We start from the raw sequence: 15,218 nt of genomic DNA on the forward strand, positions 1-15,218 counted from the left end.
CCATTGTACGCAGTAAGCAAAGGCCGGGCAGATCGTTCGCCCGGCCGGATGTTTCGGATCAACTGTTGCTACATGTTGCGTGGATGAAATGCGTCGGCTAGGCGGCTGATCGCGTCGATGCTGCGTGGGCCGGGTGTGGCTTCGACATAGTCGAGCACCACAAAACGATCGTTCTTGATGGCGTCGAGGCTTCTGAAGGCGGGATTTTCCTTCATGAAGGCGATCTTCTGCTCGGCGGTCACGTCGCCATAATTCACGATGACAATCACCTGCGGATTGCGCTCGATCACCGGCTCCCAGGATACTTCGACCCAGCTTTTCTCGACATCTTCCATGATGTTGGCGCCGCCGGCGGCCTCGATCATTGCGGTTGGAATACCGAAACGTCCAGATGTAAATGGCTTCTCGGTGCCCGAATCATAGACAAAGACGCGAACGGGCTGCTTGACCTCGCCGATCCGGCCTTTGACGTCGGCAAGCCCTTTTTCGTAACCTGCGACGAGTGCCTTTGCTTTGTCATCGACGCCGAAGATTGCGCCGAGGTTGAGAATATCGACAAACATGTCGTTCATCGTTGGTTTGGCTTTGGCCATGACGTGAATGCAGGATTCCGTCAGTTCGTAGACCTTGATCTTGAAGGGATCGAGTGTTTCTGGTGTCACCTCGCCGCCGACCTTCATGCCGTAGTTCCAGCCGGCGAAAAAGAAGTCGGCGTCGGCATTGAGCAGGACCTCCTTGGTCGGATATTTCTCCGACAGTTCGGGGAGTTCCTTGACCCCGTCGCGCAGCTTTTCATCCAGCGTCTTCCAGCCGGAAACGCCGGTATAGCCGACCATGTGGTCCTGCAGCTGCAAGGCCAGCATCATTTCAGTCAGATTGACGTCGTTGGAAATTGCCCGTTTTGGCGCGGCATCGAAGGTAACCTCTCGGTTGCAGCTCTTCACGGTGACCGGGTATGCAAACGCCGGCATGGCGATGAAGGCCGTGGCAAGGAAACCCGCAGCGGAGGCGAACAGGCGGAAAGAGGGCATGGTTGGTCCTTTCGGTTCAGGCGGTCTTGAGGGAAAATGAAAAGCGCGCGGCGGCGTTGCCCTGTCCCGGATGGGCAAGGGCGGTGACGCCAAAGGTGGTCGAAATCGCGTGGGGTGTCAGCACGTCGTGCGGCAGGCCGAAGCCGACCATCCGGCCGTCGCGCATCAGCGCCACATGGGTGGCAAACGTACTGGCCAGATTGATATCATGCAGGCTGGTGACGATGGTCAGCTTCAGCCCCGCGAGCAGATGAAGAATCTCCAGCTGGTGGCGGATATCGAGATGGTTGGTCGGCTCATCAAGGATGATGATGTCCGGTTGCTGCGCCAGCGCCCGGGCGACCAGCACACGCTGCTTTTCACCGCCAGACAGCGTCGTGAACTGACGATTGGCCATGGCGGCGAGATCCAGATGTTCCAGGCAATGTCTGACCTGGGCACGGTCCTCGTCCGTCCAGCCTGTCAGTCCCTGGCGCCTCGGAATGCGGCCCATCATCACCACATCAAGTACGGTGAAAGGGAAGTCTGCCGGCATTTCCTGCAGCACGACGGCGACACGGCGAGCCACAGCCCGGGCGGAAAGCGTGCGAATGTCCTCGCCATCGATTTCGATGCGACCCGCCACAGGGGCCACGCCCCGATAAAGGCAGCGCAACAGCGACGTCTTGCCGGCACCGTTCGGCCCGACGATGGCGAGCCGGTTGCCAGCTTCCAGTGAGAAGCTGACATCGCGAACGAGCAGCAGATTGGCTCTTGGTCCCCAGCTAAGGCCCAGAACGTTGAGGCTTGCGCCCCTGCCATCACAGCTCATGGGTTATCTCCCGCAACCACAGTCTCATTGGATGCGCTCTCCGGGATGTTCCGAGATAAGGAAAGCCGCCGGGATGCGGGCAATGGTCTTGCCGCCGAGACCGCGGGGGCGTTCGGCCTCGCGCGTCAAGCCATCCGGCCGTTCGGCATAGATGGCGGCAAAATCCACCAGTGCGCCGATATCCGTGTCCGGCGCGATGTCGCCAAACAGATAGGTCGCCTTGCCGCTGGCCTGGAATGCGATCGTGCACGGACGTTGGCAACCGGCCATACAGACGGTGCCCTCGACCGAAAAATCAGAGCCGCTGGCAACGCCCATGCGCGACAGGCTGTCGTTCAGGCGGGCGAGCAGTGCCAGTCCCGGGCGGCACGCGGTTCCAGTGATCCGGCAATCGGTGCAGACGGTTATGATGTGCTGTGGATGATGCGCCATGTTTTATCCCCGGAGGCGACGTCCGGAGTCCACATGGCGACAAAGTGCAGGCGCGCAAGAGCGCAGCTTTCAGGCCAGATTTTTTCCATCGGAACACCCCGTCCGTTGCAGTTGATCATCGATGATGGCAGGTCTCCTGGCTCGCGGGTCAGTGCGCATCCACCCCTTCCCGGCTTTTGGCCAGTGGGATGTTGTGAATGCACTCTCCGCTTACAGTTGCGGGGGCAGCCACGGTTTTGGCCCTTGATGGGTCGTCCTCACCGTGTTCCCTTTTCAGCCGCTCCAGGGTCACCTGGAAGCAGCACCATCAGAACGACATCTCGCACGATTCCACCAACCAGACAACGCCGGATTCCGCTCTTTCAATATCTTCATCACGGCTGTTATGTTATTTAATTACGCACTCTGCGTCAAGCGCCATTGTGGCGACCGTACAGCCTGTCGGATGTTGTTTGTGACGCAACGCAATCTGGAACCGTCCCGAGTTCCGGCCGGCGGCGTACCTCATTGAGCAGGAGCATTTCCAGCGGCGTACCTTCAAGAAAACAGCCGGGGAATGAAAGTGGCGTTGAGTAGGCGTTACCTCAGCAAATGGTCGGTCACCCGGACGTCTCAACCGTGTCCCGTGTTCTCATCGAGTAGATTTTGCGCCAATTCGCTGATGGCCACTTCCGCTTCCTCCAGCGTCCAGCCGACGCTTTCAGCGCGCTTTGCCAATGCCATCAAGGTTGATGAAAGCTTGCCGGCGGCTGCGTCCAGAACCTCACCCGAATGCAACTCCGCGAGAGTCAGGAAGGATTGCTCAAGCGCCTCCTGGCAGCCGATATCGCGATCTCGGTATGGTCCATTCTGTCTGGGTCTGTTTAACACTTGCATTTTGTTCCCACGGTTTTGGTCCGCATTCACTGCTTTTCCGAGCTATGTCAAACATTGGTGAACCCGATCTTAAGCCCTCTCGCCCGAATGATCCTCAATATTCTGGAAGCCAGCTTTGCTTTCTACAGGAGCGGGCGCCCGGCGGGGTGTCGCTGAAGCAATATCATGTTCCTGCGGTAACCGGCGGATCACGAGGTTGAGCAGAATCAGGCTCCATTATTTGTGTTGGGGCATCCAATGAGGTTTCCAAATCTCGCCGGTCACCGCAGCTTTGGCTGAGGGGTGTTGCGGCTTGTTTTTCAGCGCTCCCGATGGAAAACCACCCAATTGATCAAGGGTATTCCTGCTAAAGTTTGGGGGGCTACGCAAAAGACTAGGCTAATTATGTGAGAAAATTTGCCCCGCGCTCTGGATTTGGTTCGTAAATTGCTCTACTGCCCCTGCCATCTCTTTAGTGAACATCAGACTTTGAAAGATTCACATGCAAGTATTGGTTCGTGATAACAACGTCGATCAGGCACTCCGGGTGCTGAAGAAGAAGCTTCAGCGCGAAGGCGTCTTCCGTGAAATGCGTATGCGGGAAGCATACGAGAAGCCGTCCGTCAAAAAGGCGCGTCAGAAGGCAGAAGCTATCAGCCGTCAGCGCAAGAATGCGCGCAAGCAGCTTCAGCGCGAAGGCCTTCTGCCCGCACCGAAGAAGAAGCCAACCCGCTAATAGCGGCGGCTTCTGACGAGATTCGGGCTTTTTAGTCCAAGGCGCGTCCGGTATCCGGTCGCGCCTCGTTTCGTTTTTTCTCGATAAGTAGATTTGGGCGACTCGGCCACCGTCGGCAGCGACGGTACGGCGCTGTGGAAGCTATATCCCGCCGATCGCACCGGTACGTGCAGCGCTTTCCGGCGCTCGAACGGTCCAGTCAATAACTGCTGCTACGCTCGTGCCATCGCACTCGCCAAAAGCCCTGGTTCTGCGCATCCCTATTTTCGGCGCCGCCGATGCCTCGCCGTCCCGGCTTCTTTGGCGTTCCCATTTAGCGTTGATGCTCTCCATGTGGGACGCATCCCCTCTCGCGGGAAACAAATGTGATTCCCTGCCGGATGTAGCCGAGTTGAACCGTTCAGTGAATTTCCGCTGTATAAAGGAAATATTTCCTACACGTTTAAGTTTCATTCATATCTACTTCTGATTGATTCCAGGGGTAGATCGATGCACCAGCCTAAAATTGACAGAGCGCGTGGCGATCGGCTCAAACAGGCTATGACAGCAAGCGGCCATCGCAAGGCGACAGCGCTTGCGGCCGAGCTTTCCATTTCCCCGGCGGCGATCACCAAGTGGACGCAGGGGCACGCCATGTCCGTGGATCACGCACGCAATCTTGCCGCCCTGCTCAATGTCTCACTCGACTGGTTACTGATGGGGCGGAACGGGCCGGACTGGCTGCGGCCAGGTCAGTTGAGCGAGCTTGAAATCGACCTTATCGGAAAGCTGCGGGAGCGCCCCACGCGGATTACCAAACTGCTGATCGGGCTGACCACCGAGATGCCAAAAGTGCCGCTACCCGAGCAACCAAAACGCGTTCAACCGTAGGTCAAAACGGCCTGGCTATTTTACCCACGGTAAACAGCTTTAGATAGTAAACACAAAGAGGATATCGCAATAGTTTCATCGGGGAATGCAACTGATGGGTGCGTATCGCGCGATGCCATAGGCAGCTGACAGAGGTGAAATTGCCCCCTTACAGACCTCAAATCGGAGAACTATCGATGTCCACACTCCTGACGATCAATGTCACCAATCTTGAGACCGCAACGCAGCAGTTTTATTTCTTTCAGCAGCCGGCAGTCTATACAGGCGGCGCGATTGTTTACAGCAACAGCCTCTATTCCGAGAGCTTGGGAAACTACGCCGCCACAGGCTCTACCCTGACGTTCCAGGTGAACATGCAGTTCTATGCCGGCATCCAGCAGGCGCATAGCACGCCAACGGTTGGCCAGTCTTCAGGCTATTCCTCTGCCAGCCGGGCCATTGATCTGGCGCCTGCCTCAGGTCCGGCCAACGACTGGACCACCGCATCCGTCGGCCCGCTGGGATTGACGCAGCCGACGAATGGTACCGGTGTTCAACCGGGTGCGTTCCGGATCACCACCCCGACCTATTCGCCGCCTGCCGTCTACAACGTCGGCTCGGCCGTCGAAGTCAACGGGGGCATCGCCCTGTCGAACTTCGTGGTGGCAAACCCGAGCAACAACACGGATTGCCAGCCGATTCTGAAATACTATGTCCAGACGGGCGGCTACACGCCGGGAACCGTCATGAATTTCTCGACCTCCAGCGTCAACGCTGCCGTTTGCGATTTCACCGGCGGCCACTCGATCATCAATGTCACGCTCAACGCCGATGGCTCGTGGGGACAGCAGATCATTCAGTAAGTGCTGATCTGAGAGTGAACGTGTGGGCGGCCATTCAAGGGACCCGCTCACACGGTTCAATCGAGCGGCTGGCCTATCGCTGGCACGCCCACATCCGGCTTCCTATTCACACATCACTGATCACTTAGGCAGCCGGACGGCACCTGGGAGGCAGAACCCATGGCTTCGCAATACAGCATCATCATCAAGAACATGTCGGCGCAGACCATGTCTTTCTATGCCTTCCAGAAACAGGCGTCCTTTACCAACTCCGGAGCAGCGCCGACCGTTCTGTCCAGCAGCCTCGCTTCCGGGACCTTGGCCTCCAATGCCAGTTCCGGCGCGCAACTGGATTTCGGTTTCGATATGCAAAATTATGCCGGCTCGAAAAGCACCGCCACGTCCTCGTCCCAGGTAAAATTCAATGCAAGCCTCTCTATGGTCAGTGCCAAAGGCGCCGTGAGCAGTGCAGCTGCGGTGCAGCCGATCAACCTGACGACCTCAGCGCCCAGTCAAGCGGTCGATAACTCTTCCGTGCTGACAACCAGCCCCTTGGGTTTGTCGGCGGCAACCTATCAGCCGGGTCTTACGGCAGGTTCTTTCGGTATCCAGGTCCCGTCCTACGCGCCCAAGCCTGTGCCGGAACTGTATTGCGGGTGCGCAGCCATCAATCAGGACGGGAGCATCACGCTATCGAGCTTCATCGCTCCGCTGCCCAACAGCCAAGTCTATTGTTCACCCTACGCGACATACTACGTCCGCGTCGGAAATTATTCCGCCGGGCAGGTTGTAACTTACACAACAGGCCAAGCTGCCGAGTGCGATTTTACCTTGGGATACAGCGTAATCATCGTTCAATACAACAGTGATGGTTCATTCACGACAAAGGGGAGCTGACGGATGCTGTAGAAAAATCACGGTATATTTTTAGAAATCGAGAATTTACCTGAAGCGCTTTTAAGCGGCGCCAACCAATGGGAGTTTCAACATGGCAACCTATTACAACATTACGCTGAACGCCGACATCCCGCATGGGTCCGACATTCTCAACAAACCCTGCACGGTTGTCTTCAGCTACCCCAACGGCAGTTTTTCCCAAAAATATTTCGGTAAAATTTTCGCATGGCCGAACGCCAACATCGTGCGCATCAGTTCCCCTATCCTGAATATCGAGGCCGGTTGGGCCGGCGCCAATGGCGGAACACTGACCATCCAAACCGGTGGCGGTCTTGCCTACGGGATTACTGCCTTTACCAAAATGTGAATGGGGTGTTGCCTAGGCCGCTGCGGGGCATGTCTGAAAAGGCGTTCGCAGCGGCCACATCTCCTGTGACCGCGTTGCGGCCCTCCGACGCTTGCGCTAAGCCTTCGTCTCACAATGGTGGGTAGCTCCCTGTTCGTCGTGGCGCCGGAGGAAAACATGCAGGATCAATCGCTCGTCACTTACGTTGGCGTGGCCCATCCGTGGATGTGCGACATCATGGGGCATATGAATGTCCGCCACTACGCCGCGATGTTCGACGATGCCAGTTTTCAGCTTCTCGGCCATATCGCCGGTACCGGCGGTCTTGCCGACACAAGCCGGGGCTGGGCGGATGTCCGCTCTGAGGTCGAATACAAGCACGAAACCAAGGCCGGCGCGCTGCTGACGATCCACTCTCGCGTCGTCAAGGCTGGCCGCAGTTCGGTGACGTTCGAACAGGTCATGTCCGGTTCGCTGGACGGTGTGGTTCACGCGGTCAACAGAACGGTCAGTGTCCGGTTCGACCTCGTCGGGCGGGTCGCCGTTGGAATTGATGCCGACATGCGAATACGCGCCGAGGCGCTTCAGGCAAGCGCCGCAGCCAACGAAAACAGTGCCGGTTAAGCGCCGTAGATGCGCTCATCGAGCGGCGTTTCGGCGATTGCGGTCTGGATGCCGGTGATCAGCGCCTTTTCAGCGCGATTGAAGATCTTTTCGGGATTTACCAGCAGGAAGACGTCGATCGCGGGCGGTGCCTCATAGGGCGGCAACCGCCACAAAAGGCCATCCTGCACATCGCGCTTGGCGACGTGAACGGGGAGCGGGCCGATACCAAGGCCTGCCACGATCATGCGCCGGACCTCCTCAAGGCTTGACGATACGCCGACCACATTGCTTGCCAGCTTTGCCTCGCTGCGCAAAAGCGCCACGGGCCGCAGCACATCCGCAACATTGTCCGTGTGGAACGAGACAGACGGTTCGCCCTTCAAGTCGGCGAGCTTCAAGCCCTGTTGCCCGAAGAAAGGGTGATCCGGCCCGCAGAAAAAGCCGAAGAATTCCCGGTAGACCATGGTGTAGTCGAGAGCGGCATCACGGCTGCTGACGAGGCACAATCCGAGAGACGCCCGTTTTTCACGCACCTGCCGGGTTACATCGCCGCTGGTTGCGACCGAGATGGTCAGCGTGGCGCGCGGGTGACTGCGATGAAACGCGGTCAACGCCTTGTCGAAGATCGGCGAGATGACGTGGCTGGCGACCGCGATCGTGACATGGCCGGTGACGTCGTCGCCGACACCGCGCACCAGCTGCGGAAGCTGCGAAATGGTGCCAAAGACCTCAATGCTTTGCTCATAAAGCAGCTGGCCAACATCGGTCAGCTCAAACCGGGTGGCGTCGCGCTCGACCAGGCGCCGGCCAATGCGGTCTTCGAGCCGGCGAAGTGCATTGCTGACACTGGGTTGCTTGAGATTGAGCTGCTCGGCGGCGCGCGTAATGCTCTTGACTTCGGCGATGACCACGAAGGTTCGCAGGAGATTCCAGTCCAGTTCCCAGACCAGCCTCTCGGATCGCGGTGGTATCATTCCTGAAATCTATGCCTTCTATTTACATTATCTATTTGCGCAATAATAGCACAAAGGCAATCATCAAAATCGGAAGGCGCGTCCACGCGTACCCAAGCGACAGAGAATGCGCTTTCATCCAGAGGAAAACAGCACATGAAGACACTCATTTCAGGCCTCATGGCCGCCACCCTGGCCCTTGCTGCCAGCTTTACCGCTTTTTCGGCCAGTGCCGACGATCTCGAGGCGATCAAGTCCTCCGGTGAAATTCGCATCGCCATGTCCGGCCAGTATCCGCCTTTCAACTTTGTCAATGAGAAGAACGAAGTCGTCGGCTTTGATGCCTCGATCGGAACGGCGATCGCCGAACGGGTCGGCGTCAAGGGTACGCTCGTGACCACCGCCTGGGACGGCATCATCGCCGGCCTGCTCGCCAACAAGTTCGACACTGTCGTCGGCTCAATGACCATCACGCCGGAGCGCGAGAAGGTTGTCGATTTCGTCGGGCCGTACTACCACGCCGGCCGCGCGGTTTTCGTCAACGAGGCATCGGCCGTCCAGAAGCTGGACGATCTGAAGGGCAAGACGCTCGGTGTCACGCTGGGCGAAACCCACGAGAAATGGGCCCGCGAACAGGGCGGCTGGGACGTGCGCACCTACAAGGGTCTGCCCGAGCTGATGCTCGAACTCAAAGCCGGCCGCGTCGATGCTATCGTCGTCGACAATATCCCTGTCATGGTTGCCGTCAAGGAAACCGGCGAAAAGGTCCGCCGTCTCGAAACGCCTGACATCGAAGGCGGCAGCGTCGCCATCGGCATCGCTATCCGCAAGAACAATCCCGAGCTGAAGGCTGCCATGCAGAAGGCTCTCGACGAGATGATGGCGGACGGTTCCTACGAAAAGATCGCCATGGAATGGGTTGGCAGCGACATCCGCTGATCGATCGATAATCAGACGCATTTGGCCGGCTGGATAAGCCGGCCAAATGCCGTTCGCAGGCCTCTCCCGGAGTTTTTCCCATGGATTTCCCGCTGATGCTGCGCGTCTTCCCGTTTTTCGTGGAAGCCGCTTGGGTCACCGTGCAGATATCGGTGCTGTCGTTGCTGCTCGGCCTTGTGGTCGCAGCCGTTATCGCTTCGGCGAAGATGTCGGGCTCGTTTGTCTTGAGGGCATTCGGAAGTTTTTATGTCAGCGTCTTTCGCGGTACGCCGTGCCTGATCCAGCTGTTCGTGCTTTATTTTGGCGGTCCGCAGATCGGCATCAATCTCGATCCCTTCGCTGCTGGTGTCATCGGTCTCGGACTGAACATCGGGGCTTACATGGCTGAATCCATTCGCGGCGGCATTCTCGGCGTTGATCGCGGCCAGGTGGAAGCGGCGCGCACGATCGGCTTCAGCAAGCTACAGACCTTGCGTCTGGTGGTCCTGCCGCAGGCAGCGCGCCTGATGATCCGCCCACTCGGCGTCAATGCGGTCGGTCTGATCAAGGGTTCGGCGCTCGTCTCGACGATCTCTGTCGTCGAGCTGACCTACACGGCGCAGCGCTTCATCGGCTCCACCTACAAGCCGTTCGAGATTTTTGGCATTGCCGCCCTGCTCTACATGATCATCGTTTATGCCGTAGCGCGGGCGGTCGATGTCCTCGACCGCCGCTACGCAATCAACTGAGGGAGGGCGCAACATGCAAGGTCTCGATTTCAGCGTCGTCACGCCCTATACCGACATCCTCCTGATGGGGGTGTGGTGGACGGTGGTACTGACCGTTACCGGAGCAGTCATCAGCTTCTTCTTCGGCATCTTCTTTGCCGTCGCCGTGCTCTATGCACCGAAGGTGTTGGCCTATCCGATCCGCTTTTTCATGTGGCTGTTCATGGGAACGCCACTGCTTTTGCAGCTGTTCCTGATCTATTTCGGCCTCTCGCAGATCGGCATCAATATCCCGGCGCTCGCTGCCGGCATCATTGGTCTTGGACTGCACTTCGCCGTCTACAATGCCGACGTCCTACGCGCCGGTATCGTCTCGGTCGATGTCGGACAGACGGAAGGTGCACGCAGCATCGGTTTCGGCCGGTTCCAGACGCTGCGCTACGTTGTCATACCGCAGGCGGTGCGCAACACCCTGCCCTCGATCGGCAACAACCTGATCGTGCTGTTGAAGGAATCGTCGCTGGTTTCGATCATCGGTATCGCCGAACTTGTGCATTCGGCCCAGCTGGCCATCAGCGAAACATTCCGGCCATTCGAATTCTACATCACGGTGGCAGCACTGTATTACATACTCAATCTCGTCCTTGAAACCGGTTTGCGGCAGGTCGAAAAGCAAGTGGAGGTAACCCGATGACCGTCCAGCGGCCCATGGTCGAGGTAAAGGGCGCCCGCAAGGCCTATGGCGCCCTGGAAGTCCTCAAGGGGATCGATCTATCCGTGTCGCGCGGACAGATCGTTGCCATCATCGGCCCGAGTGGTTCGGGCAAGAGCACCCTATTGCGCTCCATCAACCATCTCGAAACGCTGAACGGCGGCGAGATCTGGCTTGACGGCGTACAGGTCAATCAACCTTTGCGCGGTTCAGCGTTCGAGCGCCATATCAATGTGGTGCGCCAGCAGATGGGCATGGTGTTCCAGCACTTCAATCTGTTCCCGCATCTGACGGTGCTGGAAAACATCACCATGGGTCCGGTCATTCTCAAGGGCATGGCCAAGAAAGCCGCCCGTGAGCTTGCAATCGAGCTGTTATCGAAGGTCGGGCTGGCGGAGAAGGTCGATGCCTATCCGTCGCGGCTGTCCGGTGGCCAGAAACAGCGCGTGGCCATCGCCCGGGCGCTCGCCATGCAGCCGAAAGTGATGCTGTTCGACGAGGCGACCTCGGCGCTTGACCCTGAGCTGGTTGATGAGGTCAACGCCGTGATGAAACAGCTTGCTGCCGAGCACATGACCATGCTGATCGTCACCCATGAGATGCGCTTTGCGGGCGAAGTCGCCGACCGGGTCCTGTTCATGGATGGCGGCGTCGTCGTCGAGGAAGGACCGCCAAGCGAAATCTTCCGCGCCCCGACCCAGGACCGCACCAAGGCTTTCCTGAAGAAATACCTTGCCGCATAAGTGATACGGTGCGTTATGCCGGGAGCGGACTTTCCGGCATAACGCTCAACACCGAAGCGTCGACCGCTCGGTCGTCATTCGTATGCTGCCATTGTTGCAGCTACGCCGCTCGCCCCTATCGCTTCAGGTGGCCACCCCAAGCGGGCTCTCCTCGACGCCGATGCTTGAGTACTCCCAATATCATCGATATGGCATGGGATATTCCCCACAAGATCACGACCGCTGACCCGCTCATGCCGTAGAATGACGGCGTTGAGGCCGGCTTGCTATGCAGCGAGACAATGGGAGGATATTGCCATGGTGCAGCCACTTGGGGGCAGATTTTCGTCTATGGCAACTCGTTGAATGCTGCACCCGTAGCGCTTCCGTCGGGGCCGCGCGGACACATGCCCGATATTGCCCGCATGAAAGAGTTCTTTCCACGGCGTGTTTGACTTTTGTCAAAGGTGATGACTATTGTCTAATTCGGCGTTTGAAGGAGACATGATGCCCATCCGGTCCACTGATCAGATCCTGCACAAGGCGGCGTGGCTCTATTATACCCACGGTCTTCGACAGGATGAAGTGGCGCAGCGGCTGAATATTTCCCGCGCGTCCGTCGCCACCTATCTGCGGCGCGCCCGCGAAACCGGCATCGTCAACATCTCCACATCGACACAGCTGTTTGCCGACGACATTTTGGCGCGCCAGTTGGAGGATGCCTTGAGCCTCACCTCGGTGTGGATCGTGCCGGAAGACCGGCAGGCCATGGACCCGACTGCGGAAATGCCTGTGGTTGCGGCCGCCGTGTTCCTGGAATTGATTAACAAGGGCGATCGTGTCGGCGTTGCCTGGGGCCGCACGGTCTATCACCTGGCCGATGTCATGCCCTATGCAGACCTGCAAGGCGTCACTGTCGTCCAGTTGTGTGGCAATCTCGGCGCGCCGTATTCCTATCGGCCCGACCAGTGCACCACGGAAATCGCCCGGCGTCTCAATGCCGAGGGCATCAATGTCTATGCACCGCTGGTTCTAAGTTCCGAGCAATTGGCGGCGGCATTGCGGGCGGAACCGGTGATCCGGGAGCAGATGGCGACGATTTCCGACTGCCAGCTGGCGCTCTATTCCGTTGGCGGCATCGAGGATGACAGCCATCTGGTGAAATGCGGTGCGTTGACGGCGGAAGAAATGCATGCGCTCGGGCAAACCGGCGCTGCAGGCGTCATTGCCGGCCAGATCATTGACCGTGAGGGCCAATGGCTGGACTGCGCCCACAATCGGCGCTGTATTTCCGCCGACCTCGATTCCATACGCGCGATCGGCAAGCGCATGATGGTGGTGCAGGAAGACGACAAGTTCGAACCGCTTGTGGCGGCGCTGAAGGGCGGTTTTGCCTCGCATCTGGTGGTGACCACTTCCATGGCCCGGCGGCTTCTGGAGCGCTGGAGCGCCGAGGCGCGGAGCCGCACCACACCATAGACGACCCCAATCAAATCCTGATCCGCCCGGCAAGAACCGGGCCTGAAAACCTGCCCGAGGGAGGAGCAAACAATGAAAAATCTCTGGAGCGATGCCGACGCCGAAGCCATGGTCGCCATCTATGCCGCAAAGGGCGTCAACCGCGACCTGGCGCTGCGCACCTATACGACGCGGCTGCTCGGCGGTGATCCGCGGCTGGTTCTGCACGGCGGCGGCAACACATCGGTGAAGACCACCGTCAGCGATCTCGTTGGCGACGAATGGGATGTTCTCTGCGTCAAGGGCAGCGGCTGGGACATGGGGATCATCGAGCCTGCTGGTCTTCCCGCCGTCAAGATCGCGCCACTGTTGAAGGCCCGCAAGCTGACAAAGCTTTCCGACGAGGACATGGTGACGTTGCAGCGCGCCAACCTGATCGATCCCGCCTCGCCCAATCCTTCCGTCGAGGCGCTGCTGCATGCCTTCATTCCGCACAAGTTTGTCGATCACACCCATTCGACCGGCGTTCTGGCGATTGCCGACCTTGAGGGCAGCATGGAGGTCAGCGCCAAGGTGTTTGGGCCGAAGATGGGGCTTGTGCCTTATGTGATGCCCGGCTTCGATCTCGCAAAGCTGGCCGCTGAAGTTTTCGACCGGGACCCGACCGTGGACGGCCTGATCCTCGATAAGCACGGTATCTTCACCTTTGGCGCCACCGCCAAGGAAGCTTATGACCGGATGATCCACTATGTGACGCTGGCTGAAGAGTACGTGGCGAAAAACGGCAAGAACCCGTTCACCCCGGCCGCCCTGCCCGCAAATCTCGCCAAGCCCAACGATATCGCGGCCATGCTAAGGGGTGCCGTTGCGGTCACCAAGGGTGAAGGCCGATACGACCGGATGATCGGCGAGTTCCGCACCTCACCGGCAATCCTCGATTTCGTCAACGCCGCACAGGTCGAGGACATGGCCTCGCGTGGGGTTTCGACGCCGGATCTGTCGATTAGGATCAAGACCGGACCGATGGTGCTGCCAGCGCCGGATGCAAGCAATCTGGATGGATACAAGGCCGTCATCGCAGAGCGTGTTGCAGCCTTTGCCAAGAACTATACCGCCTATTTTGAGACAAATGACGGACGCGACGACATCAAGCGCGTCATGCTGGATCCGATGCCACGCCTGACGCTGGTGCCGGGCCTGGGGATGTTCGGCCATGGCCGCACCCTGAAGGATGCCAGGATCGCCGCCGATGTCGGGGAAATGTGGATCGAGGCCGCCCGTGACGCCGAATCCATCGGGCGTTTCCAGCCGGTCAGCAAGCCCGATCTGTTCGATCTCGAATACTGGTCACTGGAACAGGCAAAGCTTGCCGGCGCCAAGGCCAAGCCGTTCACCGGTCAGGTTGCTATCGTCACCGGTGGTGCTGGCGCCATCGGCGCGGCGACGGCAAAGGCCTTCGCCCGCGAAGGTGCCCATGTCGTCGTGCTCGATCTCGACGGTGACAAGGCGGCTGAGGTTGCAAAGTCGATTGGCAACCAGTCGATCGGCCTTGGCTGCGACGTCACCGACGCCGCGTCGGTGCGTGCCGCGTTCGATGCTGCGGTAACCACGTATGGCGGCGTGGATATCGTCGTTTCCAATGCGGGCGCCGCCTGGGAGAGCCCGATTGCCACCGTGGACGATGCTTTGCTGCGCAAAAGCTTCGAGCTGAATTTCTTCTCGCACCAGAGCGTGGCGCAAAACGCGGTGCGGATCATGAAGGAGCAGGCGACTGGCGGCGTGCTGCTGTTCAATGCCAGCAAACAGGCGGTCAATCCCGGCGCCAATTTCGGCGCCTACGGCTTGCCCAAGGCAGCAGCCCTTTTTCTGTCGCGTCAGTATGCCCTGGAACATGGAAAGGATGGCATTCGGTCAAACGCCGTCAATGCCGACCGCATCCGCTCCGGCCTGCTCAACGACGAGATGATCGCAAACCGTTCGGCGGCACGCGGCCTGTCGGCCAAGGACTATATGGGCGGCAATCTGCTGGGCCTTGAGGTGACAGCCGACGACGTCGCCCAGGCCTTCGTGCATCAAGCTTTGGCTGAGCGCACCACCGCCGATGTGACCACTGTCGATGGCGGGAACATCGCTGCGGCGATGCGGTAAGCTCTCAAAGAGCCGCGACAATCTGGAAAGCCGCTTGCAGCCACCCGCTGCGGGCGGCTTTTGTCTTTCGGGTTTAGAGAACTAAGGGCTCAGACCAAGCCGACCCGCGTAAAGCCTTAAGCGCCGACAAAAAAAAGGCGGCCCGGAGGCCGCCCTAAGTTACCACTGGGGGTG

At 58.8% G+C, this 15,218-nt stretch carries 17 protein-coding genes and 1 riboswitch; of the genes, 12 read left to right on the top strand and 5 right to left on the bottom strand.

Annotated features, from left to right (window positions below; translation table 11 throughout):
* Window positions 1-68: 68 nt before the first annotated feature.
* The 4 genes from ACQY8Q_RS02810 to ACQY8Q_RS02825 all read right to left on the bottom strand — a co-directional run bounded on the left by ACQY8Q_RS02810 (window position 69) and on the right by ACQY8Q_RS02825 (window position 3,180).
* The gene (locus tag ACQY8Q_RS02810; RefSeq protein WP_428424443.1) at window positions 69-1,031 is read right to left on the bottom strand and encodes an ABC transporter substrate-binding protein; all 963 of its coding nucleotides are present in this window, start codon (window positions 1,029-1,031) and stop codon (window positions 69-71) included.
* A gap of 16 nt (window positions 1,032-1,047) precedes the next feature.
* On the bottom strand, window positions 1,048-1,842 hold the full coding sequence (locus ACQY8Q_RS02815; RefSeq protein ID WP_428424445.1) for an ABC transporter ATP-binding protein: 795 nt from the start codon (window positions 1,840-1,842) through the stop codon (window positions 1,048-1,050).
* A 24-nt stretch (window positions 1,843-1,866) separates the two neighbouring features.
* Window positions 1,867-2,274, bottom strand: a complete 408-nt coding sequence (locus tag ACQY8Q_RS02820) for a DUF1636 family protein (protein WP_428424447.1) — start codon at window positions 2,272-2,274, stop codon at window positions 1,867-1,869.
* 109 nt (window positions 2,275-2,383) lie between these two features.
* Window positions 2,384-2,598: riboswitch (cobalamin riboswitch) on the bottom strand.
* Window positions 2,599-2,886: 288 nt separating this feature from the next.
* Complete coding sequence (locus ACQY8Q_RS02825) at window positions 2,887-3,180, bottom strand: hypothetical protein (protein WP_428424449.1); 294 nt, start codon at window positions 3,178-3,180, stop codon at window positions 2,887-2,889.
* Between the two features lie 451 nt (window positions 3,181-3,631).
* Here ACQY8Q_RS02825 and rpsU point away from each other — a divergent pair, with 451 nt between their 5' ends.
* From rpsU to ACQY8Q_RS02855, 6 genes are all read left to right on the top strand, one after another.
* The gene (gene rpsU, locus ACQY8Q_RS02830; protein WP_037110421.1) at window positions 3,632-3,865 is read left to right on the top strand and encodes a 30S ribosomal protein S21; all 234 of its coding nucleotides are present in this window, start codon (window positions 3,632-3,634) and stop codon (window positions 3,863-3,865) included.
* A gap of 489 nt (window positions 3,866-4,354) precedes the next feature.
* Entirely contained in the window at window positions 4,355-4,735 is a 381-nt protein-coding gene (locus tag ACQY8Q_RS02835) for a helix-turn-helix domain-containing protein (protein WP_428424451.1), read from the top strand.
* 176 nt (window positions 4,736-4,911) lie between these two features.
* On the top strand, window positions 4,912-5,577 hold the full coding sequence (locus tag ACQY8Q_RS02840) for a hypothetical protein (protein WP_428424453.1): 666 nt from the start codon (window positions 4,912-4,914) through the stop codon (window positions 5,575-5,577).
* 159 nt (window positions 5,578-5,736) lie between these two features.
* Complete coding sequence (locus ACQY8Q_RS02845; RefSeq protein ID WP_428424455.1) at window positions 5,737-6,453, top strand: hypothetical protein; 717 nt, start codon at window positions 5,737-5,739, stop codon at window positions 6,451-6,453.
* A gap of 91 nt (window positions 6,454-6,544) precedes the next feature.
* Window positions 6,545-6,820 (top strand): hypothetical protein, encoded by a 276-nt coding sequence (locus ACQY8Q_RS02850; RefSeq protein WP_428424457.1) that lies wholly within the window; start codon window positions 6,545-6,547, stop codon window positions 6,818-6,820.
* A 156-nt stretch (window positions 6,821-6,976) separates the two neighbouring features.
* A complete protein-coding gene (locus tag ACQY8Q_RS02855; protein ID WP_428424459.1) occupies window positions 6,977-7,423 on the top strand; it encodes an acyl-CoA thioesterase in 447 nt (148 codons plus the stop codon).
* Here the strand turns inward: ACQY8Q_RS02855 and ACQY8Q_RS02860 are convergent.
* A complete protein-coding gene (locus tag ACQY8Q_RS02860; protein ID WP_428424461.1) occupies window positions 7,420-8,379 on the bottom strand; it encodes a LysR family transcriptional regulator in 960 nt (319 codons plus the stop codon). The genes ACQY8Q_RS02855 and ACQY8Q_RS02860 overlap by 4 nt on opposite strands.
* Window positions 8,380-8,514: 135 nt before the next feature.
* Here ACQY8Q_RS02860 and ACQY8Q_RS02865 point away from each other — a divergent pair, with 135 nt between their 5' ends.
* From ACQY8Q_RS02865 to ACQY8Q_RS02890, 6 genes are all read left to right on the top strand, one after another.
* Window positions 8,515-9,297: an ABC transporter substrate-binding protein gene (locus ACQY8Q_RS02865; protein ID WP_428424463.1), complete on the top strand. Its 783-nt coding sequence runs from the start codon at window positions 8,515-8,517 to the stop codon at window positions 9,295-9,297.
* Window positions 9,298-9,377: 80 nt separating this feature from the next.
* On the top strand, window positions 9,378-10,025 hold the full coding sequence (locus ACQY8Q_RS02870) for an amino acid ABC transporter permease (protein ID WP_428424465.1): 648 nt from the start codon (window positions 9,378-9,380) through the stop codon (window positions 10,023-10,025).
* A gap of 13 nt (window positions 10,026-10,038) precedes the next feature.
* Complete coding sequence (locus ACQY8Q_RS02875) at window positions 10,039-10,698, top strand: amino acid ABC transporter permease (RefSeq protein ID WP_428424467.1); 660 nt, start codon at window positions 10,039-10,041, stop codon at window positions 10,696-10,698.
* Complete coding sequence (locus ACQY8Q_RS02880) at window positions 10,695-11,459, top strand: amino acid ABC transporter ATP-binding protein (protein ID WP_428424469.1); 765 nt, start codon at window positions 10,695-10,697, stop codon at window positions 11,457-11,459. Before ACQY8Q_RS02875 ends, ACQY8Q_RS02880 begins: the two co-directional genes overlap by 4 nt.
* 486 nt (window positions 11,460-11,945) lie before the next feature.
* Entirely contained in the window at window positions 11,946-12,917 is a 972-nt protein-coding gene (locus tag ACQY8Q_RS02885; RefSeq protein ID WP_428424471.1) for a sugar-binding transcriptional regulator, read from the top strand.
* A gap of 72 nt (window positions 12,918-12,989) precedes the next feature.
* The gene (locus ACQY8Q_RS02890; RefSeq protein WP_428424473.1) at window positions 12,990-15,044 is read left to right on the top strand and encodes a bifunctional aldolase/short-chain dehydrogenase; all 2,055 of its coding nucleotides are present in this window, start codon (window positions 12,990-12,992) and stop codon (window positions 15,042-15,044) included.
* Window positions 15,045-15,218: the final 174 nt, after the last annotated feature.

The organism is Pararhizobium sp., from assembly GCF_965279435.1.
In the GTDB taxonomy this organism is placed as follows: domain Bacteria; phylum Pseudomonadota; class Alphaproteobacteria; order Rhizobiales; family Rhizobiaceae; genus Pararhizobium.